Here is a 24,566-nt window from a genome sequence, read left to right as displayed (position 1 = left end):
CGTTTCAGAATCGATGCGTGAGCCCGGCGTAGATCGCGGACTCGTTGGCGCTGAGGATGCCGGTATGGGCGGTGTCGAGCAACTGCCTGCGTGCACCGACGACCAGAATGGTCTGCGGGGTCAGGCGGCGGCTGAGCTGCACGATGAAGGTGGTCTGGCGGCTGCTGAAGCCCTCGTTGCGGCCGAACCCGGTGCTCAGTGCGCGCAGCAGCCCGACATTCAGGCTCATCACCGGGGTGAGGCGTCTCCCGTAGCTCACGCCGATGCCGTTCTGCATGTAATCGGCCGAGGCGGCCAGCAGATTGCTGAGCGGCGGCGAGCCCGGCAGAATCAGATCCTGCGTCTTGGTGTGAAACGCGGAGACGGTATAGCTGTTGCGCTGTGCCAGCAGCACCCCGGTAAGCGTCAGCGTGTCTTGCAGCGTGGCCGACTGCGTGTAGAAGTTGATGGCGTTGGGCAGGGTGGCGGGCAGACCCGTGACGGCCAGCAGGTTCTGCACCGCCTGCGCCCGTGCGGCCGGGTCGGGGTATTGCGAGGCCAGCATGCCACCGAGCAGGGTGGACAAACTCACCCCGGACGGAAGGGTCTGCAGCGAGGCCAGGTAGGACGAAGGCGCGCGGTTCCAGTTCAGGCGCAGGCTGATGCGCTGGATCTGCTGCGAGGCGTCGATGTTCCAGCCCGTGCCGAAAAACCGCCGCTCCACCACGCCGTGAAAACGGGTGAAGACATTGGGCCGCCAGTCGAGCTGCACGCCATAAATGCTGTGCCCCAGGCTGGCATAGCCCGTGGAGTAATGCTCGTAGCCGCCGATCAGTCCGCCCTCGAAATGCGGGGTGAAGGCGTAGAGAACCCGGGCACGAGCGATTTCGTCACGCACGGCGAGCGATCCGCTGTTGGTGTAAACCGTTTCCTCCTGCCGGGCATCGAGGCCCCAGCCCAGGGGGGTGGGACGCCGATCCAGGCGGATGGTCTGCCGCCCATAGCGGCCATTGCTCAGGGCCGCGCCGGTCTGATTGCCGCTGATGCGGGTCCAGGTGTTTTCGCTGCGCGCCCGCAGCCGCAGATCGTCGCCGAAACGATGGTCGATGTAAGGGCTGAGGGTGTATTGCGTGGTGGTGTACGTCGCCGTGCCGGTGGACTGGGACGGAATGGTGAGCAAGGCGTTCTGCTGCGAGTTGATGCCCGCATCGAAATACAGCCATTGATCCACCAGCCGGGCACTCAGGCCCAGGGTGCCCGAGGGCAGCACCGTGTTGCTGTAGGAACTGCGGGCGTAGTACTGGGCGTTGAGCTCAAAGTTGCCGAAGGTGCGCAAATCCGGCCCCTGCGTTTGAAATGCAATGCCCGGGGTGATGCTGAGAATGGTGTCCGAGCGGGCAGGATTCGCCGTGCCGAAGTAGGCATTGCTGGTCTGCACGACCGACATGCCCACGGACGGCTGGATGAAGTTGCCGCGGGCGGGAGCCGGCGCGCTGGCCGTTCCCAGAGGCGCCAGCAGGCCGCCCTGCGCCTGACCGCCTTCGAGTTGCTGGGGCAACTCCCCGCCACCGGGGACTGCAAGGTTGAGTCCGGGAATGGCTTGCGCACAGGCCGATCCCGCCTGCAGCAGACAAAAAGCCAGCGGGGTCAGCGCGAACAAGACCTTGCGGCCAGGAGTCTGCATGGCGGGATGCGGTTGAGGGGTATGAAAGGACAGGGCCAGGTCAGAACATGCTCTGCGGAATGATGATGACGTCTCCCGGTTCGACCGGTACATTGGCCGACATCTGGCCGCGCTTGAGCAGGTCGCCGAGCTTGATGCTGTAGGTCTTGCCGTGGCGCTGCAGCACGGCGGCGTTGCCGTCGGCGAATTCGGTCAGGCCACCGGCGGCGATCATCACGTCGAGCAGAGTCATGTTTTCCCGGTAGGGAATGGCGATCGGGCGCACGGCCTGGCCGACGATGCGGATCTGCTGGCTGTACGGCCCCTGGAACCCGGTCACGACCACGGACACCACCGGATCGCGGACATACTTGGACAACTTGGTTTCGATCTCCTTGGCGATTTCGCCCGGGGTTTTGCCGGCAGCCTGGACATCAGGCGCCAGCGGGGTGGAGATTCTGCCGTCCGGGCGGACCTGGATCGACATCGACAGATCGGGATTGCGCCAGACGTTGACGTTGAGCGTATCGCCCGCGCCGACCTGGTAGTGGTAGGCGCCCTGAGTGATCTTTTGCGGTGCGGGCGGATAGTTGTTCGCGGCACAGGCGCCCAGCAGGAGGGCCGCCATGGAGGTGGCGGCCAAGCGCCAAAGACTGAAACGAGAGTTGCGGATCAACATGCTCGACCTCTGAAGTCAGGGGAAAGAATGAAAGCGCTGCGAATTGTCGACAGGCAGTGCAGGAGGTTCAAGCCCCCATTTGATCGGCTTTGTGTCGAGCTTGCGTGTGAAATTTCTCACATCTGCCTCGGTGATCACCACCACCCCCCGCAAATGAGCGCGTGGGACGCAGGGCCGCAAGAGTCGTTCACCCGCATGAACACGGGGGATGAAACGACAACGCCCGGGGGATGCCCGGGCGTTGTCGTGAAAGCCGCGCAGGGTTTGTTTTATTGCGGCAGGCCGACGGTGGGATTGCCGAGGTTGGTCCACTCGATCATCGAGCCGGTGTAGAGCTTGGAGTTCTTGTTGCCCAGGATTTCGTGGGAGACGAACCACGCGCCCGAGGCCAGGTGACCGGTGTTGCAGTAGGTGATGGTCGGCGCATCGGGCTGGATGTTGAACTCGGCGTAGATTTTCTTGTAATCGTCTGCGCTCATGAATTCATGCGCGGCGCCAACGGGCTTGACGATCGCATCCGTCGGGAAGGAGCGGGCGCCAGGCAGGTGGCCTGCCGTCTTGTTGACCGGCTTTTTGACAATGCCGAGGAATTGCGCCGTCGGGCGGGCATCGATGAACTGGTCCTTGCCGCCTTGCAGTCCTTCCTTGACCTGCTGCATCGAGGCCAGGATGGCCTTGTCCTCGGGGCCTGCAGTCCAGTTGCCTTTGGCGGGGGTCACCTTGGCGGTCGACACGGGATAACCCGCCTGAATCCAGGCGTTGACCCCGCCGTTGAGTATGGCCAGCTTGTCGCGCGGCTCGCCGAAATAGCGCAACTGGAAGTACAGCCGGGTGGCCATGTCCATTGAGTCGACGCTTTCGCCGGTGGGCACGATCACGATGGGCTTGTCGGTCTTGTTCAGGCCGGCATCGTCCATGACCTTGGTGAAATACTCGGCGGTTGGAAGCTGTGCCTTGATTTTCACGCCGTCGATCGTGCGCTCTTGCCGAATCTTGCCAAAGTCCACAGGGATGGCGCCTGCGATGTGTCCGCCGGTCTTCACCAGGGTCTTGGCCTTGGTCTTTTTATCGACCTCGAATTTCGGCGCTTCGGTGAAGGTCTTGGGATCATCGCGGATGTCGATGAGGGTGACCGCATCCTTGTTGGCGTTCAGCCATTGCGGCGTGACCAGCGGGCCGGGCAGGGTGGTTGCGCCCGCCGTTTTCGCTGCGGCCAGGGCGATGATGCTCAGGCCGATCAGATGTTTCAGTTTCATGGTGGCTCCTCGTTTGGTTGGTAGAACTGCACTGACAGGGCGTGTACCCGCCCGGCTCGATTCAGGGCGCTTGCGCGCCCAACTTTCAAGGCGCTTGCACGCCCAACTCCTCCAACGCAAGAATCTGCGTCGAAAAATCAATCCGGCACTGGCTCAGGATGTGCGTGCGCCGGTCTTCCAGCAGATGGGCACGCCCGCGCTGTTCCAGCGCCTTGATCCGCGCGTCGCGCAGATGCACGACATGGTCGATCTGCGGACGAAAAAAAGCCAACACGGCATCGAGCCATTGGCCGACCTTGTGCGGCCTGGCGTGCTTGAGCTCGGTCTGTCGGGCCAGGGCGCACACGCGATCGGCATCCTCCCAGCATTCCGCGGTTACCCATTGGTTGGTGGTGAACACGCGCAGGGGCATGCCGCGATCATCGACCGACAGCCCCGCAATGTGGGTATAGCGTTGGTCGGAGGGGCAGGCGGCGCGGTCGTTGGCCGCGAACACATGAAAATGCCCATGTTCTCCGGCCATGCGCTGCGTGGCGGCGTGCGCGTGGTAATAGAACAGCGCCCCGTCGCGGCTCTTGGCATCGCGCTTGGGGTAGTGCTCCCATTCGACGTAAGCGGATGGCCCGATGATTTCCGATATCACCGTCTTGCCTTTTTTCAGCAGAGACTGCGTGGCGTCGAGCGCCCGCAGCCCGGCGGCATACAGATCGCTTCGCTCTTGTACCGTCAGTTCACGCAGAAGGTCGACGACAAAACGCCGACCTCCAGGGGCATGACCGGACAACAGCGAAGTGGACTGATTCATGAGCAAACATGACGCGGCAAGCAGATCACGAGTCGATCACCGCGAACCGCGCCATGGGGGGGAGTCAATTTATTTGGAAGGCGCGCACGGGTTGCTGCTCTTCTTGTTCATCTTCTTGTCCATTTTTTTCGACGGCGCGCAGGGGTTGCTCGGCGCGCAGGGGTTGCCTGCAGCCTGGGCAATGCCGGTGGCCGACAGGCTCGACAGCGCTTGCGGCATGGGGGCCACGACAGCGGCGGCAAGGGCCAGTGCGGGGAGGGCTTGAGACAGTTTGATGATGCGGGTTTTAGCCATATGAAACTCCTGAAGGAAGGGTTGGGAAAGACAGGGCAGCGTGTCCGCGACCCTGCCCGCAGACAACGTGCGGGCAGGGCTGTGCGCTGACGGCGCAATCGATTCAACTATTCTGTGCTGCCAGGGAGCTCGATGAAGCTCCACTCTTGCTGCTGCGCGACTGCATATTCGTGCGAGTGAGGTAGCCGACGATCAACAGTACCGCGAACAGCAGACCCCAGACGGCCCAGGCGGGCAGATGCAGCAGTTGCGGCAGGGTAAGGCCATCCGGCCCGACCTGCTTCCATGCCCAGCCTTCGATCGAGCTGAACACCGAGTTGAAGCCCAGGGTGCCGATGGCGATGCCCAGCAGGAAAATCAAACCATCGAGCTTGCCCGAAAACATCGCAACCAGCGAAGTGCCCGGGCAGTATCCGCCCACCGCCATGCCCACGCCGATGAGCACGCCGCCGAGCGAACTGCCCCAGATGAACACCGAGGGCACGAACATATCGTTGACCTGGAGAATGCCCAGACCTTGTAGCAGATAGAGACCGCCAGACGACACCAGAATGGCGGTGAACATGACCTTGAAGACGGACCAGTCCTTGAAGCGCAGTTGGGCGGTGAGTTTGCAGCCGCTGCCAAAACCCGCGTTTTCAAGCACATAGCCGAAAATCAGGCCGAGGATGATGCCCGATATCGGGCCGGTGTACCCAAGAGGGAAGCTCATTTCCAGAGTCCTTTCGTCAGTTGCCCGAACACGGTGCCCGCGATGAAAAAGCCGATGAGGAACAGAAATCCGGCAGCCGCCAGAGTGGCCGATCCGGACAGGCCCATGCCGCTGGTGCAACCCAGCGCCAGGCGCGCACCGAAACCGGCGGCAATGCCGCCGATCACGGCAAGCACCAGCCGCAGGGTGCGACCGGCCTGGGTGGGGCCGTCGATCTGGAACTTGAAGCGACCGGCGAGCACGCTGCCAATCAGCGCGCCGATGGCCAGGCCGACGACTTCCCAGACGACCCAGCGATTGAGCCCGACTTCGAACAGGTTGTGGAAGTAGGTGTGGGCGGCGACGGTATCGGGGGCGACCCTGCCGGCTACGGCAGCGGTGGCCAGCGTGGTCGCCCCGGTGACGCCATAGCCGTTGCCGGTGACGAGAAAGGTGGCCAGCAGGCCAAGGCCCAGCAGAACCCCGGCAACGTAAGGGTTCCAGAGCGGGCGAGGTGTGTTGCGCATGAGTGGGCTTCCTCCAGGTGGTCGTGCGGTGACATCTATGTGTTCAGCCGCCGTTGATCGATGGATCAACTTGTCTCGGATCCAAGTATAGGAAAGGATTTCACAATGCTTCCGGGAGTATTAGGGTTTATCCAGACTAGGACTAACACGGATGCGGTTTTTTCAAATTTGCGTTTAATCAAACCATTTCGACGGGCTTGACGGGAATTCACGGGGCGCGATCAACGGTATGGATATGCTTGAAGGTGCGTATGCTTCGACAACGCCGTTGCCATCCCCGAGCCTGTAGGGGTCTTCGCCGGATTGACGGGCAATGTTGACAAGCTACGCCACAATGGCTGCTCTGGCTGCTCGGGGGATCGAGTCCGGCCAGAGTTGTCGAAGGGTCGCCCGAGCGCATTCGGGCATTGACATGCACACCAGGAGACCAGGGTATGGCACATATCGTTGTTATGGGAGCGGGCATAGGCGGCATGCCGGCCGCTTATGAGTTGCGCGAAGCGCTCGGCAAGGCGCACAAGGTCACGGTGATCAATACCGTCGACTACTTTCAGTTCGTGCCATCCAACCCCTGGGTGGCCGTGGGTTGGCGTAGCCGCGACGAGGTGATCTTCGGCATCAAGCCCTACCTGGAACGCAAGGGCATCGATTTCATTGCGAAAGCCGTGACCAGGATCGAGCCCGAGAGCAATACCCTGACCCTGCAGGACGGCGCCAAGGTCAGTTACGACTATCTCGTCATTACCACCGGGCCCAAACTCTCGTTCGACGAAGTGCCGGGCGCGGGTCCGCACGGCGGTTTCACCCAGTCGATTTGCACCATCGACCACGCCGAGAAGTGCTATGCCGACTATGAAAAGCTGGTCGCCAATCCCGGTCCGGTGATCATCGGCGCCATGCCGGGCGCGAGCTGCTTCGGCCCCGCTTACGAATACACCATGGTGCTCGACACCGCGCTGCGCAAGAAGAAGATCCGCAACCAGGTGCCCATCACCTATGTGACGTCGGAGCCCTACATCGGCCATCTGGGGCTCGACGGCGTGGGCGACTCCAAGAGCATCATGGAGAGCGCCTTCCGCAGTCACGACGTGCGCTGGATCACCAACGCCAAGACCACCAAGGTGGAAGACGGCAAGATGTTCGTCGACGAACTCGACATGCAGGGCAACCTCGTCAAGCAGCACGAACTGCCCTTCAAGCACTCCATGATGCTGCCGGCGTTCAAGGGCGTGGATGCGGTGGCTGCGGTGGAGGGCCTGTGCAATCCGCGCGGCTTTGTCATCGTCGACCAGAACCAGCGCAGCCCGAAGTACAAGAACATCTATTCCGCAGGGGTCTGTATCGCCATTCCGCCCGTCGGTCCGACTCCCGTGGCCTGCGGCGTGCCCAAGACGGGGTACATGATCGAGTCGATGGTCACGGCCATCGTGCACAACATCGAGGAGGAGCTTGCCGGCAAGCAGCCCACGCACCGCGGCACCTGGCAGGCCATCTGTCTGGCCGACTTCGGCAATACCGGGGCGGCTTTCGTCGCCATTCCGCAGATTCCGCCGCGCAACGTCAACTGGTTCGGCGAGGGCAAGTGGGTGCATCTGGCGAAGATCGCATTCGAGAAATATTTCATCCGCAAGATGAAAAAGGGCAATTCCGAGCCGATCTATGAAAAATACATGATGAAGCTCATCGGCATGGAGCGTCTGCTGCATCCCGAGCGCAAGGACTGATCCATCCGGTCTCATTCGAGCCCGCTGGCCGCCCGGTCTGCGGGCTTTTTGTTTGGGTCAAGACGATCACGCATCTGCAAATGGAAGTTGGAGCGGTTAGGCTGCATGGCCTGTTCGCCATGCCGCGAATGCCTGAACCCCAACGAAAAGAAAATGACCATGTGGCTGTCGATTGCAATTTTTCTGTTGGCCGGAGCCTCTGCGGGGTTTCTGGGCGGGCTGCTGGGCATCGGGGGCGGTTTGCTGCTGGTCGCCGCCCTCAGTTTTGCCTTGCCCGCGCTGGGCATTCCGTCCGATGAAGTCATTCACGTGGCGGTGGCAACGTCGATGGCCAGCATCGTGCTCACCTTTGTTTCCTCCGCCACGGCGCATATCCGGCGTGGCGGCGTGCTGTGGCCGAGCTGGCGCTGGCTGGCGCCGGGCATGGTGATCGGCGGTTTTGTCGGGGCGCATCTGGCGCAAATGCTCAGCGGCCAGACTCTGCGCTATGTCATTGCCGGATTCTGCATGCTCATGGCGGTGCAGATGGCGACGGGAAAAAGCAAAAAGACGGCTCAAGGTCAGGAGCACAGTCCCCGTTCGCCCTGGTTGCTGCCGGCGGGTGCGGGTATCGGCGCGGTTTCTTCCATCGTGGGGATCGGAGGGGGATCGATGACTGTGCCCTTGTTGGTGTCGCTGGGCGTTCAGCCGGTGAAGGCGGTGGCGACGAGTACGGTTTGCGGCCTGGCCATCGCAATATCCAGTGCGCTGAGCTATATGCTCTCGGTTCATGCGCCCAGCCATCCCCTTCCGCCCGGGGCGTTCGGCTATGTTTTTCTGCCTGCTGCGGCAGCGACTGCCGTCGCCTCCATGGCGCTGGCGCCGTATGGGGTGCGTGTGGCGCACCGCATTTCCGGCGACGCGCTCAAGCGGGTATTTGCGGTTTTTCTGGTGTTCGTGGGGGTGCTGATTGCGCTGGGGGGATAAGGAGGACCTCGCGGATCGCTAAACTTGGTCCGTTGCAAAAATTCCCGGATTGCAGAGGGTAGGATTTGGAAAATTTCACTTTTTGAAAGGGCCGACGCATGTTTGCATCTCGTATTTCCCGTCAATTTCTGGTCGCTGCATTGGGTGTGAGTCTGATGGCAGCCGCTCCTGCCGCGCGTGCCGAACTGATCGGTACGCAGCAGCTCACCCAGCCGCAGTCTGGGCAGGGCGCGGCAACGCTGGCCAAAGACCGGGCGACGTTGGACCATTTCATGGCGCGGGCCGATGTGCAGGCCAAGCTCGAGCAAATGGGGCTGAGCCAGGAGGTGACGCAGCAACGTCTTGCCGCGCTGAGCAATGCCGAAGTGGCGCAACTGGCGGCGCGGATCGACAACATGCCGGCAGCCGGTTCGCTGAGTTTTCAGGAAATGGTGATCATTCTGCTGGTGGCGATTCTGGTGGTTCTGGCGCTTTGAGTCCCTGCGCATGACGGTTCATCGCCTGCGCACGGCACCTCGCCTCGCTCTGGCACTCAGTCTGTTGCTGGGCGCTTGTTCCGCTTTGCCGCCCGGGGTCTTTTCGACGGTGCCGTTGCAGTTTCAGCATGGACGCTTGGTCGATGAACCTGCTGGCCTGCCGACCTCGGCGAATGTGGCTGGCGTGCCGTTTTTTTCGGATGACAGTCACTATTGCGGCCCGGCCTCGCTCGCCTCCGTGCTGGTTTTCAGCGGGGTACACACCACGCCGGGGCAGTTGATCCCGCAGGTTTTCACGCCGGGGCTGGAAGGAAGCCTGCAATTCGACCTGCTCGGGGCGTCGCGCCGGGCCGGACGCATTCCCATCGTCCTGCCGCCCAAGCTGGGCGTCGTGTTCGCGCAGGTGGCTGCAGGATTTCCGGTGGTGGTGCTGCAGAAGGTCGGATTGGGCGCGCGCGATTGGCACTACGCCGTGCTGATCGGGTATGACTTGCAGGCTGATCGCGTCACCCTGCGTTCCAGTACGGCCCGCGATCTGCAACTGTCGATCGAGCAATTCGATCGTTCCTGGGCGGTGGGCGGCAGATGGGCTTTCATCGCAGTCAAGCCGGGGCAGTTTCCGCCGGGCGTGGATGAAGCCCGTTATTTGCGGGCGGTGGCTCCGCTCGAAGGTGTGGCGCCGGATGCGGCGCGCGCGGCCTACGAAGCGACGCTCAAGCGCTGGCCCAAGGCCTGGATCGCCATGATGGGGCTGGGCAATCTGGCCTATGCGCGCAAGGACTATGCCAAGGCCGCGATTCATTTCGCCGAAGCGGCGCGCGTCAACCCCACGGACGGCGATCCGATGAACAACCTCGCGCAGGCCTTGCTCGCCGCGGGAGACTGGAAGGCCGCGCAAGGGGCGATCGATGTGGCGCTGCGCCTGGGCCAGCCGCACCCCGAGGCGTATCGCAGCACGGCGGCCGAGATCGCCAAGGCGCGTGCGGCGGCGCTCGGCATCAAGCCCAGATCCCAGCCCTAATTGACCTCGGTGACCTCGGCGCTTCGGGATACTCCCAGGCTGGCGTAGTAGCGGGCGATGAGCTGCGCGTCGGCATCGCTCAGGCGCCGGCTGAACTGGCTCATCCCTTTGTACACATCGTTGTGACGCTCGCCGCCGTGATACAGACGCATGGTGCGGATGAAGTAATCGGTGGTCTGGCCAGCGATGGCAGGCGTCGTACCCTTGCCCTCGCCGTGCAGGCCATGACAGGACGCGCAGGCGGTGATGAGCCGATTGGCGTCGCCCTTGCGCACGAGTTGCTCCACGCGCTTTTGCTCGGCGGCGCTCAGCGGGGCGGCAAGCGCGGCCTGCGCCTGGGGCGCCACGGGCTTGGGCAGGCTGGCGTAGTAGGCGCAGACATCGGCGATCTGTTGCGGGGTCATCATGCGGGCGATACTGGTCATCAGCCCGGCGCGCCCGTCTTCATCGCGCAGGCCGCTGCGATAGTCGAGCAGCATCTTGGCGGTGTAGTCGTGGCGCTGACCGGCGACGCTGGGCCAGTTCATCGTCTGGGCGTTGCCCGCCGCGCCGTGACAGGAGGCGCACATCATGGAATCGTGCACCGACTTGCCCGCTGCGGCGTTGCCTTTGGGCAGGTCGCGCAGCGCGGTCTGCAGGGTGACGGGGCTCCAGGCCTTGGGCGCGGTCTTGCCGTGTTCGCTGGCTTGCGCCAAGGGGCTGGCGAACAGGGCAGCAGCCAGCGCAAGGGTGCGCCACGTGGTGGGGAATGCGGCGGGGGTCATGCGAAGATGTCCTGAGTGAAGGCCTGAATCCAGGCTTGCTGATAGACGGCGGACAGACGGATTTGCGCCGGCGAGGCGTCAAGCGGCAGATAGCGCGCCTTGTTGACGCGGCCGATTCTGCCGTCTTCCTTGATCTTGAATACGTCGGCGACAAACAGGCCGTAGTCTTTACCGGCCAAGGCGTAGCAGGTGTTTTCCCAGACGGGGGTGCCGGGGTCGCGCCCGGCCAGACCGTCGGTAATGACCCGCGCCACCCATTTGGCCTGGGTATTGGCCGAGAAGCCCGATTTGGGCATGGCGTCGGCGATGCTGGAATCGCCGATCACATGCACATCCTTGTGGATCGTGGACTCGAAGGTGGCGCGGTGCACCGGGCAGAAGCCGCTCGCATCGGTCAGGCCGAAATCGAAGGCGATCTGCCCCGCCACCATGGCCGGGATGATGTTGATCACATCGGCCTTGATCGCCCCGCCCGCAGTGTGCAGGGTCAGGGTCTTGACGTCCAGGCGCTGCGGCGTACCGCCGGCCCTGGCCTGTATCCACTCCAGCGCGCAGGGCTTGGTGGAGGGCATCAGCTCGGCCTTGATCTTGGCGCGGTACTCCTGCGGCGGTTGGTAGCCGTAGAGCCGGTTCCAGCCGAGAAGCGCGGTTTCGTCGGTGACAAAGCTGTCTTTCGGGTCGGCGATGATGACCTTGGCGCGCGGGTTGTGTTTGGCGAACCATTCGGTCATCAATGCGGCGCGCTCATACGGGCCGGGCGGGCAGCGGTAGGGGTTGGGCGGCGCGGCCAGAACGAAGGTGCCGCCGTCGCGCATGCTTTGCAACTGCCTGGCGAGCAGGGCGGTCTGCGCGCCGGCAATCCAGCCGCTGGGCACTTGCGTTTCGGCCAATGGTTCGCTGTAACCGGGCAGACTGTCGTAGCGCAGCTTGATACCGGGCGAGACGATGAGTCTGTCGTAGGCCAGCACCTTGCCGCCTGCGGTCGTCACGGTCTTGTTGACCGGATCGAGCGTCTTGGCGGCGTCGAACACGAAGGCCACACCGTACTTTTGGCGCAGCACGTCATAGCGCACCTCCAGGTCTTGAAAGCTGGCATGCTGGTTGAGCACTTCGCTCGATCCGTAAGGGCGAATGTAGACCGGATTCTTTTCGATCACCGTGACCTGCAGGCTGGGATCGGCTAGCTTGAGGTATTTGGCCGCAGTGGCACCGCCCACACCACCGCCGACGATGACGATGCGGGCCGATGCCTGACCCGCGCGGACGAGGGCGGGGAAGGCGGCTGTGCCGAGCGCTGCAGCGCTGGCGAGCAGAAATTGACGACGAGAGTTCATGGGATGCCTCTTATTCCGGTTTGACAGCGGCGAAGTAGACCGACATGGCGTCGATCTCTTCGTTGCTGAAGCCTTCGGCCACATGGCGCATCAGCGTGGCCGGGCGTTTGCCGTCGCGGAAGTCGCGCATGGCTTGCACGAACTGCGCCTTGGGCATGCCGGCCAGGGGCATGAAGGCGGCGGCGTGCAGCCGCCCGTCGGTGCCGTGGCAGCCTGCGCAGGTTTGTGCCATTGCAGGGCCGCTGGGCGGCGCCTTCGGTCCAGGAGGCAACGGCGCGGCTGCCGCAGGGGAGGCGGGAGCGGCAAAGACCGGGGCATGGGCGCCCAGCAGGCCGATGGCGAACACGAGCCCGATCAGGGCAAGAGTGAGGTGATGAAGTCGCATGAGAAATCCTTGTCCTTGAATCCTTACCTCGCCCAGACGACGAAGCCGACCACGAAGAACTGCACGATCCACAGACCGACCAGCCACATCGAAACGGTGCCGATGCGGTCGACGGCGGGCGTTGGGGTGTAGATCTGACCCTTGGGCGTCTGTCCGACCTTCCACGCAATGGTGAGGAAGTAAGCCAGGGTGCTGCCGCCGATGAGGGCGAAGGTGGCGAAGAACATCACATTGCTGTACCAGTCGAGATGGACGGGGTAGGTGAACACGTCATACCCGTGCACACCCTTGAGCACGGTCCAGCGCAGCACTTCGCGCAGCGCCGCCACGGCAATCAGCGCCACGGCGCCGAGGGCGAAGGGGGCGTAGCCCAGCGAGGTATTCAGCGTGCGCCGCCCCAGCACAGTGGGCAGCGCCACGGTCAACAGCAGCAGCGCCACGCTGAGCAGCACGATGGGCGAGGTGGCAAAGCCCGCAATGTTGGCGGGCAGGGTGGCCATCCAGCCGCCGAGAAACACCAGCGCGATGACGCCGCCGATGTTGAGCAGCTTGCTGGCGAGCGCGCCGATCCATTGCAGATAGCCAGCATCGGCGAGTTGGCCTGCGCTGAGGTAGCGGCGATAGGCGAACAGCCAGGCGCCCGTCACCGGCGCGGAAAGGGCGATGAAAAAGCCGAAGCGCCACAGGTTGTAGTCGTGCAGGGTGCGACCGCTGGGGTCGATCACGCCGCCCGGCGCGTACCAGCTCATCCATTTTTCGGGACTGAGCATCTGCTGGGTGAGCACATGCATGATGAAGCCCACGAGCAGAAACAGCGCGAGCGCGGCCACCAGGCTCCAGCCCGAGCGCGTGGTCTGCTGGGCGTCTTCGAGGTGATGGTTGCGGCTGTAAAAGAAATACAGCGCCATATAGCCCGCGATCAACAGCACGATGAAGCCAATCACCCACCAGGCCGACAGCACATTGCTGGTGTACCAGAACGGGTCGTAAGTCACCTGCACGAACAGCAGCGGCGCCACGCCGAGCACCACGGCCACCGAGACGGCGATCTTGGCGGTGGTGGTCATGGCCGCGGCCAATCGCCGGCGCATGGGGTTGCGGCTGAAGGCGTTGGCGAGCACCAGCGCGGTGCCGCCGAGCATGACCTGGACTGCGGCAATATGCATCGCGAAGGTCAGCACGCCCAGCGCCAGAAAGATGATGGGGTGAGACGGAACCCCGGCCACATCGCGCAGGGCATAGAGCATTTCGGAATTCATGTCAGCGTACCTCATGAGAAAACGCCGGGCCGTCCCAAGTTTTCTCATCCCCCTCGGGGGGCCTGACGCGAACGCGGCAGGTCAGGGGGCACTCTTGGTTCAGGGTTGCGGGCAGCGCGTCGGCTTGTTCGGCTTGCGCCAGCGCCGCCTTGTGCTGGATGTGGGCGATGGCGGCCTGCGGCTGTTTCATGTGGACGATGAACACGGCCAGCGCCTCGGCTTCCTCGGGTTTGAGCGGAATCATCGGCATGTACAGCGTGGCCCCGGTGGAGAGCGCGCCGCGCAGGTAGTGCTCGACCTCGGTGACGCTGGTCGTGCCGCCGAAGTACTGATGCAGCGGACGCATGCCGGTATCGCTCAGCGAGTGGCAGTTGGAGCAGGTGGTCAGCGCCAGCGACTCGCCCACCTTGAGCATGTTGTCGGGCGTGACCACGCGCAGGTTTTCAGGGACGAACACCTGCGTCTTGAGAAACCCGTGGGTTTCCAGCAGCGGAATTTCGCTCTTGATGTTCATGCCCGGCACGTCGCGCCCGATGACCTGGTTGGAATAGACATACTGCCCGGCTACCCAGGGTTTGCGGATGGATTCGCGCGCCACTTCCTCCGGCCACAGGCCGAACAGCAGAATGCTCACCGTGGCCACCGAGGCGCCCCATACCACCAGGGTGCGCGAGGAAATCAGCGTCATGACGAAATACGCCAGAATGCCCAGCAACACGGTGAGGATGGCCGGCTGGAAATACGAGGGCAGGCGGTTGTCCATCACCAGGTGCGCGGTTTCTGGCAGGGTGCGCAAATACCACTGAAACAGCGCCGCGCCGATGATCGACGACACGATGCCCAGCCAGGCCAGCTTGCGCGAGATCTCGCGCTTGAAGGCCGGATCGTTGATGCGTGCGGCCACGATGCCGCCGACAACCGCCGTCATGGTGAACATGAACGCCGTGCGCATGGCGAGCTGGGCGAAGGTATTGCTGCCGTAAAAGCCGTTGAGATAGCCGCCTTCGGTGTACCAGACCTCCTTGCCCGGCACCATCATGAACGACAGGATGCCCAGAATGATGAGCATGGTGGTGTAGGACGCCATGCCGAAGATCACCGCGATGCGCATATGGGTGCGCTGATCGACCCGGCCGACCAGATAGATCACCAGATACACGCCGACCACTTCGATGACGAAGAACACCCACTCGGTCGCCCACTTCCACACAAAGCTGTGGATCAGCGCCGAAATGCCGCGCGGGCTGGCCACGGTAGTCGAATACCAGATGCCCGGCCCGGTGATGGAGCCGATGACGTAAGAGAACACCAGCAGGAACATGCCGTACTTGCGGATGTAGTCCAGCAACTGCGGCTGGTTGCGGCGGTAGGCGATGACCGCCAGATACGCAAACAGAATGGCTGCGCCCACCGAGGTGTGCGAGGCCAGCACGTGAATGGTGGCCATGATGCCCACCACCCATCCGCTGCCTACCCCCGGTTCATACCAAGTGGGATAAAGACCGACCCAATCCATCTCGACTCCTTGTCTCGGCGTGTTCCACGCCTGTTTGTTGCAAATAGCGACAATTTGTTACTTGAGGGAGTATCGGGACTCAAGGGAAGTGGGGGTTTAATCTTTATCAAATTGCCAATTGAGACGTGCAGGTTCATCTATGTGTGAGTGACGGCAGTCACAAAAGGCAGGCATCGGGCAAAAAATCAGGGTTAATGCGGATTGTTTTGCCGTGAATGGCATCGTTCCAGCCTGGAGCATGTATTCCATGCGGCGCGGTTTCATTTGATCTGTCGCAAGGCATCAAGCGGAAACCTTGGCCCTTCCCTCCGATTCAGTCGTGCGCAAGCAGGGGTTCAGCTCGGGTTTGCCGCCCACTCATGCACGCTTGCGTCGTGCTGCCCGCACAGATGCGCCATGCGGCGCAGCACGGCCGTATTGCCGTTGGTATAGAGCCGCGGGGGCTCGAAGGGCGGGTCGACAGGATGACGCCACAGGCGGGCGGTTTGCCGCGCGACGGGTTCGGCCGTGTCGAGCAGGTGAACCTGCGGGCCGAGTTCGGCTTGAATCTGCTCAGCCAGCAGGGGGTAATGGGTGCAACCGAGCACCACGGTGTCGCAGCCAGCCTCGCGCAAGGGAGCGCAGAACTGGCGGATCAGTGACAACAAATCCGGCGCCTTCAGATCGCCGCGCTCAACGGCGTCTGCCAGACCGGGGCAGGGCTGCAACACCGCTTCGGCGCTGGCGGCATGGGCACGCAGCAGCGCGCGGAACTTGGCGCTGCGCAGGGTGGCAGGGGTGGCCAGCACGCCGACGCGCCGCGCCTGGCTGCGGGCTAGAGCGGGTTTGATGCCGGGCTCGATGCCGACGAAGGGCAGATCGAATTGCGCACGCAAGGTCGAGATGGCGGCTGCCGTGGCCGTGTTGCAGGCCACGACGATGAGGCGCGCACCCTGCTCAATGAGGAATCGGGTGATGAGACGCGAGCGTTCCAGCAGAAAGGCATCGGGTCGGTCGCCATAGGGCGCATGCGCCGAGTCGGCGACATACATCAGGCGGGCGCCGGGCATTCGCGTGCGCAGGGCGCGCAGCACCGTGAGGCCGCCCACGCCGGAATCGAATACGCCGATGCAGGCGGGTTTGTTCATCGAGGGTCATGTTGCGCTTGGGGCGCTGCTGCCGCGCACTTCGGGCATAGGCAGGCCACGCCTTGCAGGGCGAGGGGGATGCGCGCCAGGGTTTGCGGCGCGATGCGCACCGAGGCGCACCAGCAATTCGAGCCGTTGATGCCGCACGCCATGGCGCACTGATTGGGCTGCCCACACAGCGGACAGCGCGTGGGGTCGCAAGCAGGCGTATCGACGGGCATCGCGGATTTGTTCACACCCGCTCAGACGGTGGTGACCGGAATCTGGGCGATGCGCGCCTTCCACTGCGCCGGGCCGGTCTGGTGCACCGAGATGCCCTGCGCATCGACCGCGACGGTGACCGGCATGTCCTGCACGGTGAAGGCGTAGATCGCCTCCATGCCCAGGTCTTCGAACGCGACCACGCGAGCAGCCTTGATCGCCTTGGCCACGAGATAGGCCGCGCCGCCCACAGCCATGAGCGAGGCGCTGCGGTGCTTCTTGATCGACTCGATCGCCACGGGGCCGCGCTCTCCCTTGCCGATCATGGCGATCAGCCCGGTCTGCGCCAGCAGGGTCTCGGTGAACTTGTCCATTCGGGTGGCGGTGGTCGGGCCGGCCGGGCCCATCACTTCGTCGCGGACCGGATCGACCGGGCCGACGTAGTAGATCACCCGGTTGGTGAAATCGACCGGCAGTGTTTCGCCGCGCGCCAGCATGTCGGCGATGCGCTGGTGCGCGGCGTCGCGCCCGGTGAGCAATTCTCCCGACAGCAGCAGGGTTTCGCCCGGTTTCCAGCTCGCGACCTCTTCGCGGGTGAGGGTGTCGAGGTTGACGCGGCGGCTGCGTGCAGCATCGGGCTGCCAATGTACGTCCGGCCAGAGGTCGAGGCTGGGCGGATCGAGAAACACCGGGCCGCTGCCGTCGAGCACGAAATGGGCATGGCGGGTGGCGGCGCAGTTCGGGATCATGGCTACCGGCTTGCTGGCGGCGTGGCAGGGATAGGTCTTGATTTTCACGTCCAGCACGGTGGACAGACCGCCCAGCCCTTGAGCGCCGATGCCCAGCGCATTGATCTTCTCAAACAGCTCGATGCGCAGCGCTTCCAGCTCGTTTTGGGGGCCGCGCGCCAGCAGATCGGACATGTCGATGTCGTCCATCAGGGCTTGCTTGGCCATGAGCATGGCTTTTTCCGCCGTGCCGCCCACGCCGATGCCCAGCATGCCCGGCGGGCACCAGCCTGCGCCCATGGTCGGCAAGGTGGCGAGCACCCAGTCGATCAGGTTGTCGCTGGGATTCATCATGATGAACTTGCTCTTGTTCTCGCTGCCGCCGCCCTTGGCCGCGACCCTGACCGACACGGTGTCGCCGGGCACGAGGTTGACGTGGATGACGGCCGGGGTGTTGTCGCGGGTGTTCCTGCGGGCGAAGATCGGGTCATCCACGATGGAAGCGCGCAGCTTGTTTTCGGGGTCGAGATAGCCCTGGCGCACTCCGGCATTGACCACTGCATCGAGGCCGTCGTCAAACCCCTGCAAACGCACATTCAAACCGACGTCGAGGAACACGTTGACGATACCCGTGTCCTGGCAGATCGGTCGATGCCCTTCGGCGCACATGCGGCTGTTGGTCAGGATCTGCGCGATGGCGTCCTTCGCCGCGGGCGACTGTTCGCGCTCGTAGGCGCGCGCAAGATGACTGATGTAATCGGCCGGGTGGTAGTAGCTGATGAACTGCAGCGCGGCGGCGATGCTGTCGCGCAGGTCTTTCGCTTGGACTGTGGGGGTCATGTCGTGAACGTGTTTTGTAGTGAACAAGGCGATTCTAGGAGCCTGTCAAGGCAACCCGGTCCCTCTTGGTGCCTGTGCATCGCACTATGCTTGGAGCGCTGCGTCAGGGCTGCGTAAGGGCGCAAAATTCACATAGCATTGTCTGGTCCGCATTTTTTCCAGCAAGACCCAAAAACCAAGGAGACTGTCATGAGCGACACCCCCACTCACCCGCACGAACGCAAGGTGTATTACCCCAGCCAGCAAGCCGTGCAGTCGGCCCGCATTTCCGGCATGGACGCGTATCGCGCCCTGTGCGACGAGGCCGAGGCCGACTACACCGGTTTCTGGGCACGGCTGGCCAGAGAACATCTGCACTGGCAGCAACCTTTCACTCATGTGCTGGATGACAGCCAGGCGCCGTTCTACAAGTGGTTCGACGATGGCCGTATGAACGTCTCGTACAACTGCCTGGACGTGCAGGTGCAGGCGGGGAAGGGGGAAAAGACCGCGATCGTGTTCGAGGCCGACGACGGCACGGTCACCCGCGTGACCTATGCCGAGTTGCTGGCGCGCACCGGGCGCATGGCCAATGCGCTCAAGATGCTGGGCGTGAAAAAGGGCGACCGGGTGGTGATCTATATGCCGATGTCGATCGAGGGCGTGGTCGCGATGCAGGCTTGCGCGCGGATCGGCGCCATCCACTCGGTGGTGTTCGGCGGGTTTTCCGCCCATTCGCTGCGCGACCGCATCCAGGATGCCGGCGCCGTGCTGGTCATCACTGCCGACGAGCAGCGCCGCGGCGGCAAGTCGCTTGCGCTCAAGGCCATCGTCGACGAGGCGCTCGGCCTCGGCGGCTGCGACTCGGTGCGCAATGTCGTGGTCTATCGCCGCACCGGCGGCCATGTCGCCTTCAACCCGCAGGGCGATCTGTGGATGCACGAGATCGTCGCAGGGCAAAGTGCGCAGTGCGAGCCCGAATGGGTCGAGGCCGAGCACCCGCTGTTCCTGCTCTACACCTCCGGCTCCACCGGCAAACCCAAGGGCGTGCAGCATTCCAGCGCCGGCTATCTGCTCTGGGCCAAGCTCACCATGCTCTGGACCTTCGACATCCGACCCGACGACCTGTTCTGGTGCACCGCCGACATCGGCTGGGTGACGGGACACACGTACATCACCTACGGCCCGCTGGCCTGCGGCGCAACCGAGGTGATATTCGAAGGCATTCCGACCTATCCCGACGCAGGCCGGTTCTGGAAGATGATCCAGGATCACAAGGTCAGCGTCTTCTACACCGCGCCGACAGCGATCCGCTCGCTGATCAAGGCGGCGGAAACCAACGCGGCCGTGCATCCGCGCAACTACAAGCTCGACAGCCTGCGCATCCTCGGCACCGTGGGCGAACCGATCAACCCGGCCGCCTGGGAGTGGTACTACGAAAACATCGGCGGCGGGCGCTGCCCGGTGGTCGATACCTGGTGGCAGACCGAAACCGGAGGGCACATGATCACACCGCTGCCGGGCGCCACGCCCATGGTGCCGGGCTCCTGCACGCTGCCGCTGCCGGGCATCATCGCCGACGTGGTCGATGAAACCGGCCAAGACGTCGAGTGGGGAACAGGCGGCATCCTGGTGATCAAGAAGCCCTGGCCGTCGATGATCCGAACCATCTACGGCGATCCGGAGCGGTTCAAGAAGAGCTATTACCCTGAGGAACTCGGCGGTTATTACCTCGCCGGCGACGGCGCGATCCGTGATCCCAGCGACGGCTACTTCACCATCACCGGGCGCATCGACGACGTGCTCAACGTCTCCGGACACCGCATGGGAACGATGGAAATCGAATCCGCGCTGGTGGCGCACCCACTGGTGGCCGAGGCCGCGGTCGTGGGGCGGCCGGACGAGATCACGGGGGAATCGATCTGCGCCTTTGTCGTGCTCAAGCGCCCCCGTCCGGAAGGCGAGGAGGCCAAGGCGATCGCGATCGAACTGCGCAACCATGTCGGCATGGAAATCGGCCCGATCGCCAAGCCGAAGGACATCCGCTTCGGCGACAACCTGCCCAAGACCCGCTCGGGCAAGATCATGCGCCGGCTGCTGCGTTCGCTCGCCAGGGGCGAAGCAGTCACCCAGGACACATCCACCCTGGAGAACCCCGCCATCCTCGATCAGCTCGGCAAGGCGCACTGAGCCTTAGAGCAGGCCGCTGCCCAAACAGATCCCGCAATACCCCGCCTGACCCTGGTATAGTGATGGGTTCCCGGAGAGATGGATGAGCGGTTTAAGTCGCACGCCTGGAAAGCGTGTAAGGGTCAATAGCCCTTCGGGGGTTCGAATCCCCCTCTCTCCGCCAATGCAATGATCTAATCCAGTGATTTCATTGGATTTTTTCTTTTCGAAATCTCGGCTGTCTTGCCCGCGTGCACGGATAGGGTGGTCATGCGCCGGATGAGCAAGCGTGTTCCATAGCTCAGTGCGGCGTCGCAACGATGCAACGGCGCATCAATACGCCATTGACTGCCTCGGATAGCATCGTCAGGCGGGTTGCCGTAGGCGCAACGGCGATTGAGGCGCTGCGGGCTGCAAACTCTGGAATTCACCGGGGGAGGAGGGCTGAAAAAATTGCTACAACCCCCTCCACACATTCCGCGGCCAAATTTCAAAAATGTTTTTGCCCTGGCCAATCTGATGCTGGCGCGCAGGCGCGTTTCGAGCCTCGACACCCGAGGTGCGCCCGCCGTGTGAGAATTGGAGCGAAAGGCGGCGTGCGCCGGCGATTTTCGGCCTATTTTTGCGCCTGCTCGCAGCGAACCGCTCGCCGATTTCGCGGTTTGCCACCATGGGTGGCCGCGCCTTCGCCCAAGAGGTCGTTTCTTGGGCCTTTTCCCTGGGAGTAAGCGCTTCATGCCACCGCGCACCACGCGTCGCAACCTGTTGAAATTCACCGGCGCCGGTGGATTGCTGGCGGTCGCCGGCTCGTTTGCGCAATCGGCCGAAGCGCGCGTGCGCCTGGGCTCGGCGCGCCCGTTCAGTTTCGATGATTTGCGCGAGCAGGCACGGGCCTTGGCGAGCAAGCCCTATGCGGCGCCGGTGATCTCCGATGCGGACCTGCTCTACAGCATCGACTTCGATGCCATTCAGAAGATTCGTTTCCGGCCGGAGGATGCCCTGTGGAAGGACGCGCCGTTTCCCGTGCAGCTGTTTCACCCGCACCGCTTTGCGCAGAAGCCGGTGCGCATCTACCTGGTCGACGCAGGGCAGGCGCGCGAGGTGCCGTTTTCGACCGATCTGTTCGAGTACGGCGACCCTGCGCTGGCGCGGCGGCTCGCCCATCACCGCGGGTTTGCCGGTTTTCGGGTCATGGACCCGGCCCCGGCGAAAACCGACTGGCTGGCCTTCCAGGGCGCGTCGTATTTCCGCAGTTGCGGTCCCAGCGGGCAGTACGGCATGTCGGCGCGCGGCATTGCCATCGACACCGCGATGCCGCAGCCCGAGGAGTTTCCGGATTTCACGGCGTTCTACCTCGAGCGGCCTGTCGGTGACAGCGTCACGCTGTACGCGCTGCTCGACGGTCCGAGCCTGAGCGGCGCCTACCGCTTCGTTTGCCGGCGGGGCGATCCGGTGGTGACCGAGGTGCACGCCGAGCTGTTCATGCGCCGGGACATCGGCCGGCTCGGCGTGGCGCCGCTGACCAGCATGTTCTGGTACGGCGAGAACAACCGCCAGCGCGCGGTCGACTGGCGGCCGGAGATCCACGATTCGGACGGTCTGGCCGTGTGGACCGGTGCCGGCGAGCGGCTGTGGCGGGTGCTGGAGAACCCGCCGGTGGTCAAGACTTCGTCGTTCGTCGACCACAACCCGCGCGGCTTCGGCCTGTCGCAGCGCGATCGCAACTTCGATCACTACCAGGACGACGGCGCGTTCTACAACCTCCGGCCGTCGGTGTGGGTCGAGCCGCTGGGCGATTGGGGCGGGGGCGCCGTGCAACTGGTGGAAATTCCGACCAACGACGAGATTCACGACAACATCGTCGCCTACTGGACGCCGAGGCAGCCGGTGCGCGCCGGAACCAGTTGGACTTTCGACTACCGCCTGTACTGGGGCAACGACGAGCCGTTCGTGCCGCCGGTGGGCCGCGTGCGCGACACCTGGAAAGGGCGCCCCGGCATGGCCGGCCTGTCGGCCAGTCAGGTCGCCGCGCTGCCGCCGGGCATCAAGTTCGTCATCGATTTTTCCGGGGGACCGCTCGCCGCGATCGAGCAGCGCTACGACCTCGACGCGGTGGTGACCGCCTCGCGCGGGCGCATCGACGACCGCCACGTTCTCAAGGTGGTCGGCACCGACCGTTGGCGGGCGTCGTTCGATCTGTACACCGACGACGCCAGCGCCAACGACCCGATCGAACTGCGCTGCTACGTACGGCTGGGCGAGCGAGTGCTGACCGAGACCTGGTTGTACCAATACATTGCCGCGCGCTCGTGCTAAGACACGTCTGGCGCTCGGCCTGCTGTTCGAGCGGGCGGCCGTCGGCATGCCGCCAGCGGCGGCCGGCTTCTGCGGTTTCGGCGCGTCCCCTGGCAGTGCGCGCCACCCCACCGAATTCCGGCCCTGCCTGGAAAGCCCGTGTCGTCGATGATCCACCGGACTTGTAGAAGTGCCGATAATGGATTGATCTATAACGCAGTAAGACGAGGCACGGGCTTGCGTTGTCCGACGACAGCTCCTGCTCAATTGCGCCCCAAAAACGCTATGCGCAACCCATGGACCGTCAGCGTTGCACGGCCCGGCGGGCCGTCGAGACGGCGTTGCAGAGTTGCTGCACCCCGTCGAGCACATCCACGCCCATGCGCGGCAGGGCATTGGGCGAGAGGGCGACGAGCTGGTCATGCCGTACCGCGCTCAACTGCGGAAACCGTTTCCACGCCCGGAGCCATTGCGCGGCCTGGGGGCTGGCGGTGACGATGAGTTGCGGGTCGGCCTGCAGCACGGCTTCAAGGCCGATAGTGGGCGCCAGAACCGAAAGCGCGCCGAACACATTGCGTCCGCCGCACAGGGTGATGGCCTGGCTGATGAGCTGTTTGCCGCCCACGGTGATCAGCGGCTGGTTCCAGACCTCGTAAAACACCCGTACAGCGGGTTTTTGCGCGGCGTAACGCTGCTCGATGGCGGCCAGACGTGCGTTGAAATCGCGGACCCAGCGCCTGGCCTGCTTTTGCGTACCTGCGAGTTCGCCGATGCGGCTGACGGTCGAAGCCAGCGACTCGAAGGTGTTGGCCTGGCTCCAGTAAATGGGAATACCCAGGGCTTTGAGCCGAGCCGCCTCGCGCGGTGGCGTGCCCGATTGCCAGGCCAGGATCAGATCGGGTTTGAGGCGGACGATGGCTTCCAGATTGAGCGCGAAAGCGTCGCCCACGATGGGCAGGCTGCGCGCCCAGGGCACATCGTCCGTGCCCTGAATCCTGGCGACGATCTGTTTGCTCGCCCCGGCCGCCGCGCTGAGTTCGAGCAACTGTGGCGACAGTGCGATGATGCGCTTGGCTGGCGCGGGCAGGGAAACCTCGTGTCCGGCGTCGTCCGTCACCCGCACCGGAGCTGCCCAGACGACAGGTGCCGTCCACAGCACGGTCCAGAACGCGACCGTGAAGACCGCGCAAAGCCAACGGAACCTGCTCATGGCGGCGCGGGGGTCTTGGGTTGGAAGGCGCACAGATCGGCCACGCCGCAGCGCCAGCATTCGGGCTTGCGCGCCTTGCAGACATAGCGTCCGTGCAGGATCAGCCAATGGTGCGCGTGGTGACGGAACCGTGGCGGTATCACCTTCTCCAGCTGGGTCTCGACCTCCAGCGGGGTTTTGCCCTTGGCCAGCCCGAGGCGATTGGCGACGCGAAAGATATGCGTATCCACCGCGAGGGTGTCCTGCCCAAACGCCACGTTCAGCACCACATTGGCCGTCTTGCGCCCCACGCCCGGCAGCGACTCCAGCGCCTCGCGGCTTTGCGGCACTTCGCCGCCGTACTGGTCGACGAGGATGCGGCAGGTGGCGATGAGGTTCTTCGCCTTGGTCTTGTACAGCCCGATGGTGCGGATGGCTTCGCGCAGCCGGTCTTCGCCCAGGTCGAGCAGCGCCTGCGGGGTGTTGGCCACGGCGAACAGCGGCCGGGTCGCCTTGTTCACGCTGACATCGGTGGCCTGCGCCGAGAGCATCACCGCGACCAGCAGCTCGAAAGGCGTGCGATATTCCAGCTCGGTGCGCGGTTCGGGGTTGGCGGCGGCGAAGCGCTCGAACAGGGTCTGGATCTGGGCGGGTTCCATGCGGTGCGATGATAGGCGAGGCGGGTGATGCCCCTCGGTC

At 63.8% G+C, this 24,566-nt stretch carries 23 protein-coding genes and 1 tRNA gene; 7 read left to right on the top strand and 17 right to left on the bottom strand.

All coding sequences use genetic code 11. From position 1 onward, the window contains the following. Positions 1-4: 4 nt before the first annotated feature. The 7 genes from RBR52_RS07570 to RBR52_RS07540 all read right to left on the bottom strand — a co-directional run bounded on the left by RBR52_RS07570 (position 5) and on the right by RBR52_RS07540 (position 5,894). Positions 5-1,663, bottom strand: a complete 1,659-nt coding sequence (locus RBR52_RS07570; RefSeq protein ID WP_320376595.1) for a TIGR03016 family PEP-CTERM system-associated outer membrane protein — start codon at positions 1,661-1,663, stop codon at positions 5-7. Between the two features lie 40 nt (positions 1,664-1,703). After that, entirely contained in the window at positions 1,704-2,321 is a 618-nt protein-coding gene (locus RBR52_RS07565; protein WP_320376594.1) for an XrtA/PEP-CTERM system exopolysaccharide export protein, read from the bottom strand. 269 nt (positions 2,322-2,590) lie between these two features. Continuing rightward, positions 2,591-3,577 (bottom strand): sulfurtransferase, encoded by a 987-nt coding sequence (locus RBR52_RS07560; RefSeq protein ID WP_320376593.1) that lies wholly within the window; start codon positions 3,575-3,577, stop codon positions 2,591-2,593. 85 nt (positions 3,578-3,662) lie between these two features. Then, complete coding sequence (locus RBR52_RS07555) at positions 3,663-4,382, bottom strand: DUF6969 family protein (RefSeq protein ID WP_320376592.1); 720 nt, start codon at positions 4,380-4,382, stop codon at positions 3,663-3,665. A 69-nt stretch (positions 4,383-4,451) separates the two neighbouring features. After that, on the bottom strand, positions 4,452-4,676 hold the full coding sequence (locus RBR52_RS07550; RefSeq protein ID WP_320376591.1) for a hypothetical protein: 225 nt from the start codon (positions 4,674-4,676) through the stop codon (positions 4,452-4,454). 103 nt (positions 4,677-4,779) lie between these two features. Then, positions 4,780-5,388, bottom strand: a complete 609-nt coding sequence (locus RBR52_RS07545) for a YeeE/YedE thiosulfate transporter family protein (protein ID WP_320376590.1) — start codon at positions 5,386-5,388, stop codon at positions 4,780-4,782. After that, a complete protein-coding gene (locus tag RBR52_RS07540; protein WP_320376589.1) occupies positions 5,385-5,894 on the bottom strand; it encodes a YeeE/YedE thiosulfate transporter family protein in 510 nt (169 codons plus the stop codon). Before RBR52_RS07540 ends, RBR52_RS07545 begins: the two co-directional genes overlap by 4 nt. Before the next feature lie 434 nt (positions 5,895-6,328). Between RBR52_RS07540 and RBR52_RS07535 the strand changes: the two genes are divergently transcribed. The 4 genes from RBR52_RS07535 (at position 6,329) to RBR52_RS07520 (ending at position 10,081) form a co-directional block, all read left to right on the top strand. Further along, a complete protein-coding gene (locus RBR52_RS07535) occupies positions 6,329-7,618 on the top strand; it encodes an FAD/NAD(P)-binding oxidoreductase (RefSeq protein WP_320376588.1) in 1,290 nt (429 codons plus the stop codon). Positions 7,619-7,777: 159 nt separating this feature from the next. Further along, positions 7,778-8,584, top strand: coding sequence for a sulfite exporter TauE/SafE family protein (locus RBR52_RS07530; protein WP_320376587.1), 807 nt, complete (start codon positions 7,778-7,780; stop codon positions 8,582-8,584). Between the two features lie 98 nt (positions 8,585-8,682). Beyond that, positions 8,683-9,060 carry a PA2779 family protein gene (locus RBR52_RS07525; protein ID WP_320376586.1) on the top strand — a complete coding sequence of 126 codons (378 nt, stop codon included), beginning with the start codon at positions 8,683-8,685 and terminating at the stop codon, positions 9,058-9,060. 10 nt (positions 9,061-9,070) lie between these two features. Continuing rightward, positions 9,071-10,081, top strand: coding sequence for a PA2778 family cysteine peptidase (locus tag RBR52_RS07520; RefSeq protein ID WP_320376585.1), 1,011 nt, complete (start codon positions 9,071-9,073; stop codon positions 10,079-10,081). On the opposite strand, the gene RBR52_RS07515 is transcribed toward RBR52_RS07520, so the two are convergent. The 8 genes from RBR52_RS07515 to RBR52_RS07480 form a co-directional block, all read right to left on the bottom strand. Next, the gene (locus RBR52_RS07515) at positions 10,078-10,845 is read right to left on the bottom strand and encodes a c-type cytochrome (RefSeq protein WP_320376584.1); all 768 of its coding nucleotides are present in this window, start codon (positions 10,843-10,845) and stop codon (positions 10,078-10,080) included. The two genes, RBR52_RS07520 and RBR52_RS07515, sit on opposite strands and share 4 nt — an antisense overlap. Continuing rightward, complete coding sequence (locus RBR52_RS07510; RefSeq protein ID WP_320376583.1) at positions 10,842-12,179, bottom strand: FCSD flavin-binding domain-containing protein; 1,338 nt, start codon at positions 12,177-12,179, stop codon at positions 10,842-10,844. The genes RBR52_RS07515 and RBR52_RS07510 overlap by 4 nt, the downstream gene beginning before the upstream one ends. A 10-nt stretch (positions 12,180-12,189) precedes the next feature. Beyond that, on the bottom strand, positions 12,190-12,564 hold the full coding sequence (locus RBR52_RS07505; protein WP_320376582.1) for a c-type cytochrome: 375 nt from the start codon (positions 12,562-12,564) through the stop codon (positions 12,190-12,192). A 23-nt stretch (positions 12,565-12,587) separates the two neighbouring features. After that, positions 12,588-13,823, bottom strand: a complete 1,236-nt coding sequence (locus RBR52_RS07500; RefSeq protein ID WP_320376581.1) for a hypothetical protein — start codon at positions 13,821-13,823, stop codon at positions 12,588-12,590. Between the two features lies 1 nt (position 13,824). Then, the gene (locus RBR52_RS07495; protein ID WP_320376580.1) at positions 13,825-15,339 is read right to left on the bottom strand and encodes a cytochrome c; all 1,515 of its coding nucleotides are present in this window, start codon (positions 15,337-15,339) and stop codon (positions 13,825-13,827) included. 335 nt (positions 15,340-15,674) lie between these two features. Continuing rightward, positions 15,675-16,466 carry a glutamate racemase gene (gene murI / locus RBR52_RS07490; RefSeq protein WP_320376579.1) on the bottom strand — a complete coding sequence of 264 codons (792 nt, stop codon included), beginning with the start codon at positions 16,464-16,466 and terminating at the stop codon, positions 15,675-15,677. Then, complete coding sequence (locus tag RBR52_RS07485; protein ID WP_320376578.1) at positions 16,463-16,702, bottom strand: cysteine-rich CWC family protein; 240 nt, start codon at positions 16,700-16,702, stop codon at positions 16,463-16,465. Before RBR52_RS07485 ends, murI begins: the two co-directional genes overlap by 4 nt. Positions 16,703-16,708: 6 nt before the next feature. Further along, positions 16,709-18,235 (bottom strand): fumarate hydratase, encoded by a 1,527-nt coding sequence (locus RBR52_RS07480; protein ID WP_320376577.1) that lies wholly within the window; start codon positions 18,233-18,235, stop codon positions 16,709-16,711. Between the two features lie 189 nt (positions 18,236-18,424). Here RBR52_RS07480 and acs point away from each other — a divergent pair, with 189 nt between their 5' ends. The 3 genes from acs (at position 18,425) to RBR52_RS07465 (ending at position 22,699) form a co-directional block, all read left to right on the top strand. Continuing rightward, entirely contained in the window at positions 18,425-20,404 is a 1,980-nt protein-coding gene (gene acs, locus RBR52_RS07475; protein WP_320376576.1) for an acetate--CoA ligase, read from the top strand. Between the two features lie 72 nt (positions 20,405-20,476). Beyond that, positions 20,477-20,567, top strand: a tRNA-Ser gene (locus RBR52_RS07470). 521 nt (positions 20,568-21,088) lie between these two features. Further along, positions 21,089-22,699 (top strand): glucan biosynthesis protein, encoded by a 1,611-nt coding sequence (locus tag RBR52_RS07465; RefSeq protein ID WP_320376575.1) that lies wholly within the window; start codon positions 21,089-21,091, stop codon positions 22,697-22,699. A 283-nt stretch (positions 22,700-22,982) separates the two neighbouring features. Here the strand turns inward: RBR52_RS07465 and RBR52_RS07460 are convergent, their stop codons facing one another. Both RBR52_RS07460 and nth read right to left on the bottom strand, forming a co-directional pair. Beyond that, positions 22,983-23,888, bottom strand: coding sequence for a cobalamin-binding protein (locus RBR52_RS07460; RefSeq protein ID WP_320376574.1), 906 nt, complete (start codon positions 23,886-23,888; stop codon positions 22,983-22,985). Further along, positions 23,885-24,526 carry an endonuclease III gene (gene nth, locus RBR52_RS07455; protein ID WP_320376573.1) on the bottom strand — a complete coding sequence of 214 codons (642 nt, stop codon included), beginning with the start codon at positions 24,524-24,526 and terminating at the stop codon, positions 23,885-23,887. The genes RBR52_RS07460 and nth overlap by 4 nt, the downstream gene beginning before the upstream one ends. Positions 24,527-24,566 lie beyond the last annotated feature (40 nt).

It is taken from the genome of Thiomonas sp. (genome assembly GCF_034007205.1).
Taxonomy (GTDB): Bacteria; Pseudomonadota; Gammaproteobacteria; order Burkholderiales; family Burkholderiaceae_C; genus Thiomonas.
Note: the sequence above shows the minus strand (reverse complement) of the source record. Positions and strands in the feature narration are given on the sequence as shown.

What these genes read in the sequence shown, in the direction of transcription:
- RBR52_RS07570 (WP_320376595.1), bottom strand. Translation starts at nt 1,663, where the DNA reads ATGCAGACTCCTGGCCGCAAGGTCTTGTTCGCGCTGACCCCGCTGGCT.
- RBR52_RS07565 (WP_320376594.1), bottom strand. Translation starts at nt 2,321, where the DNA reads ATGTTGATCCGCAACTCTCGTTTCAGTCTTTGGCGCTTGGCCGCCACC.
- RBR52_RS07560 (WP_320376593.1), bottom strand. Translation starts at nt 3,577, where the DNA reads ATGAAACTGAAACATCTGATCGGCCTGAGCATCATCGCCCTGGCCGCA.
- RBR52_RS07555 (WP_320376592.1), bottom strand. Translation starts at nt 4,382, where the DNA reads ATGAATCAGTCCACTTCGCTGTTGTCCGGTCATGCCCCTGGAGGTCGG.
- RBR52_RS07550 (WP_320376591.1), bottom strand. Translation starts at nt 4,676, where the DNA reads ATGGCTAAAACCCGCATCATCAAACTGTCTCAAGCCCTCCCCGCACTG.
- RBR52_RS07545 (WP_320376590.1), bottom strand. Translation starts at nt 5,388, where the DNA reads ATGAGCTTCCCTCTTGGGTACACCGGCCCGATATCGGGCATCATCCTC.
- RBR52_RS07540 (WP_320376589.1), bottom strand. Translation starts at nt 5,894, where the DNA reads ATGCGCAACACACCTCGCCCGCTCTGGAACCCTTACGTTGCCGGGGTT.
- RBR52_RS07535 (WP_320376588.1), top strand. Translation starts at nt 6,329, where the DNA reads ATGGCACATATCGTTGTTATGGGAGCGGGCATAGGCGGCATGCCGGCC.
- RBR52_RS07530 (WP_320376587.1), top strand. Translation starts at nt 7,778, where the DNA reads ATGTGGCTGTCGATTGCAATTTTTCTGTTGGCCGGAGCCTCTGCGGGG.
- RBR52_RS07525 (WP_320376586.1), top strand. Translation starts at nt 8,683, where the DNA reads ATGTTTGCATCTCGTATTTCCCGTCAATTTCTGGTCGCTGCATTGGGT.
- RBR52_RS07520 (WP_320376585.1), top strand. Translation starts at nt 9,071, where the DNA reads ATGACGGTTCATCGCCTGCGCACGGCACCTCGCCTCGCTCTGGCACTC.
- RBR52_RS07515 (WP_320376584.1), bottom strand. Translation starts at nt 10,845, where the DNA reads ATGACCCCCGCCGCATTCCCCACCACGTGGCGCACCCTTGCGCTGGCT.
- RBR52_RS07510 (WP_320376583.1), bottom strand. Translation starts at nt 12,179, where the DNA reads ATGAACTCTCGTCGTCAATTTCTGCTCGCCAGCGCTGCAGCGCTCGGC.
- RBR52_RS07505 (WP_320376582.1), bottom strand. Translation starts at nt 12,564, where the DNA reads ATGCGACTTCATCACCTCACTCTTGCCCTGATCGGGCTCGTGTTCGCC.
- RBR52_RS07500 (WP_320376581.1), bottom strand. Translation starts at nt 13,823, where the DNA reads ATGAATTCCGAAATGCTCTATGCCCTGCGCGATGTGGCCGGGGTTCCG.
- RBR52_RS07495 (WP_320376580.1), bottom strand. Translation starts at nt 15,339, where the DNA reads ATGGATTGGGTCGGTCTTTATCCCACTTGGTATGAACCGGGGGTAGGC.
- murI (WP_320376579.1), bottom strand. Translation starts at nt 16,466, where the DNA reads ATGAACAAACCCGCCTGCATCGGCGTATTCGATTCCGGCGTGGGCGGC.
- RBR52_RS07480 (WP_320376577.1), bottom strand. Translation starts at nt 18,235, where the DNA reads ATGACCCCCACAGTCCAAGCGAAAGACCTGCGCGACAGCATCGCCGCC.
- acs (WP_320376576.1), top strand. Translation starts at nt 18,425, where the DNA reads ATGAGCGACACCCCCACTCACCCGCACGAACGCAAGGTGTATTACCCC.
- RBR52_RS07460 (WP_320376574.1), bottom strand. Translation starts at nt 23,888, where the DNA reads ATGAGCAGGTTCCGTTGGCTTTGCGCGGTCTTCACGGTCGCGTTCTGG.
- nth (WP_320376573.1), bottom strand. Translation starts at nt 24,526, where the DNA reads ATGGAACCCGCCCAGATCCAGACCCTGTTCGAGCGCTTCGCCGCCGCC.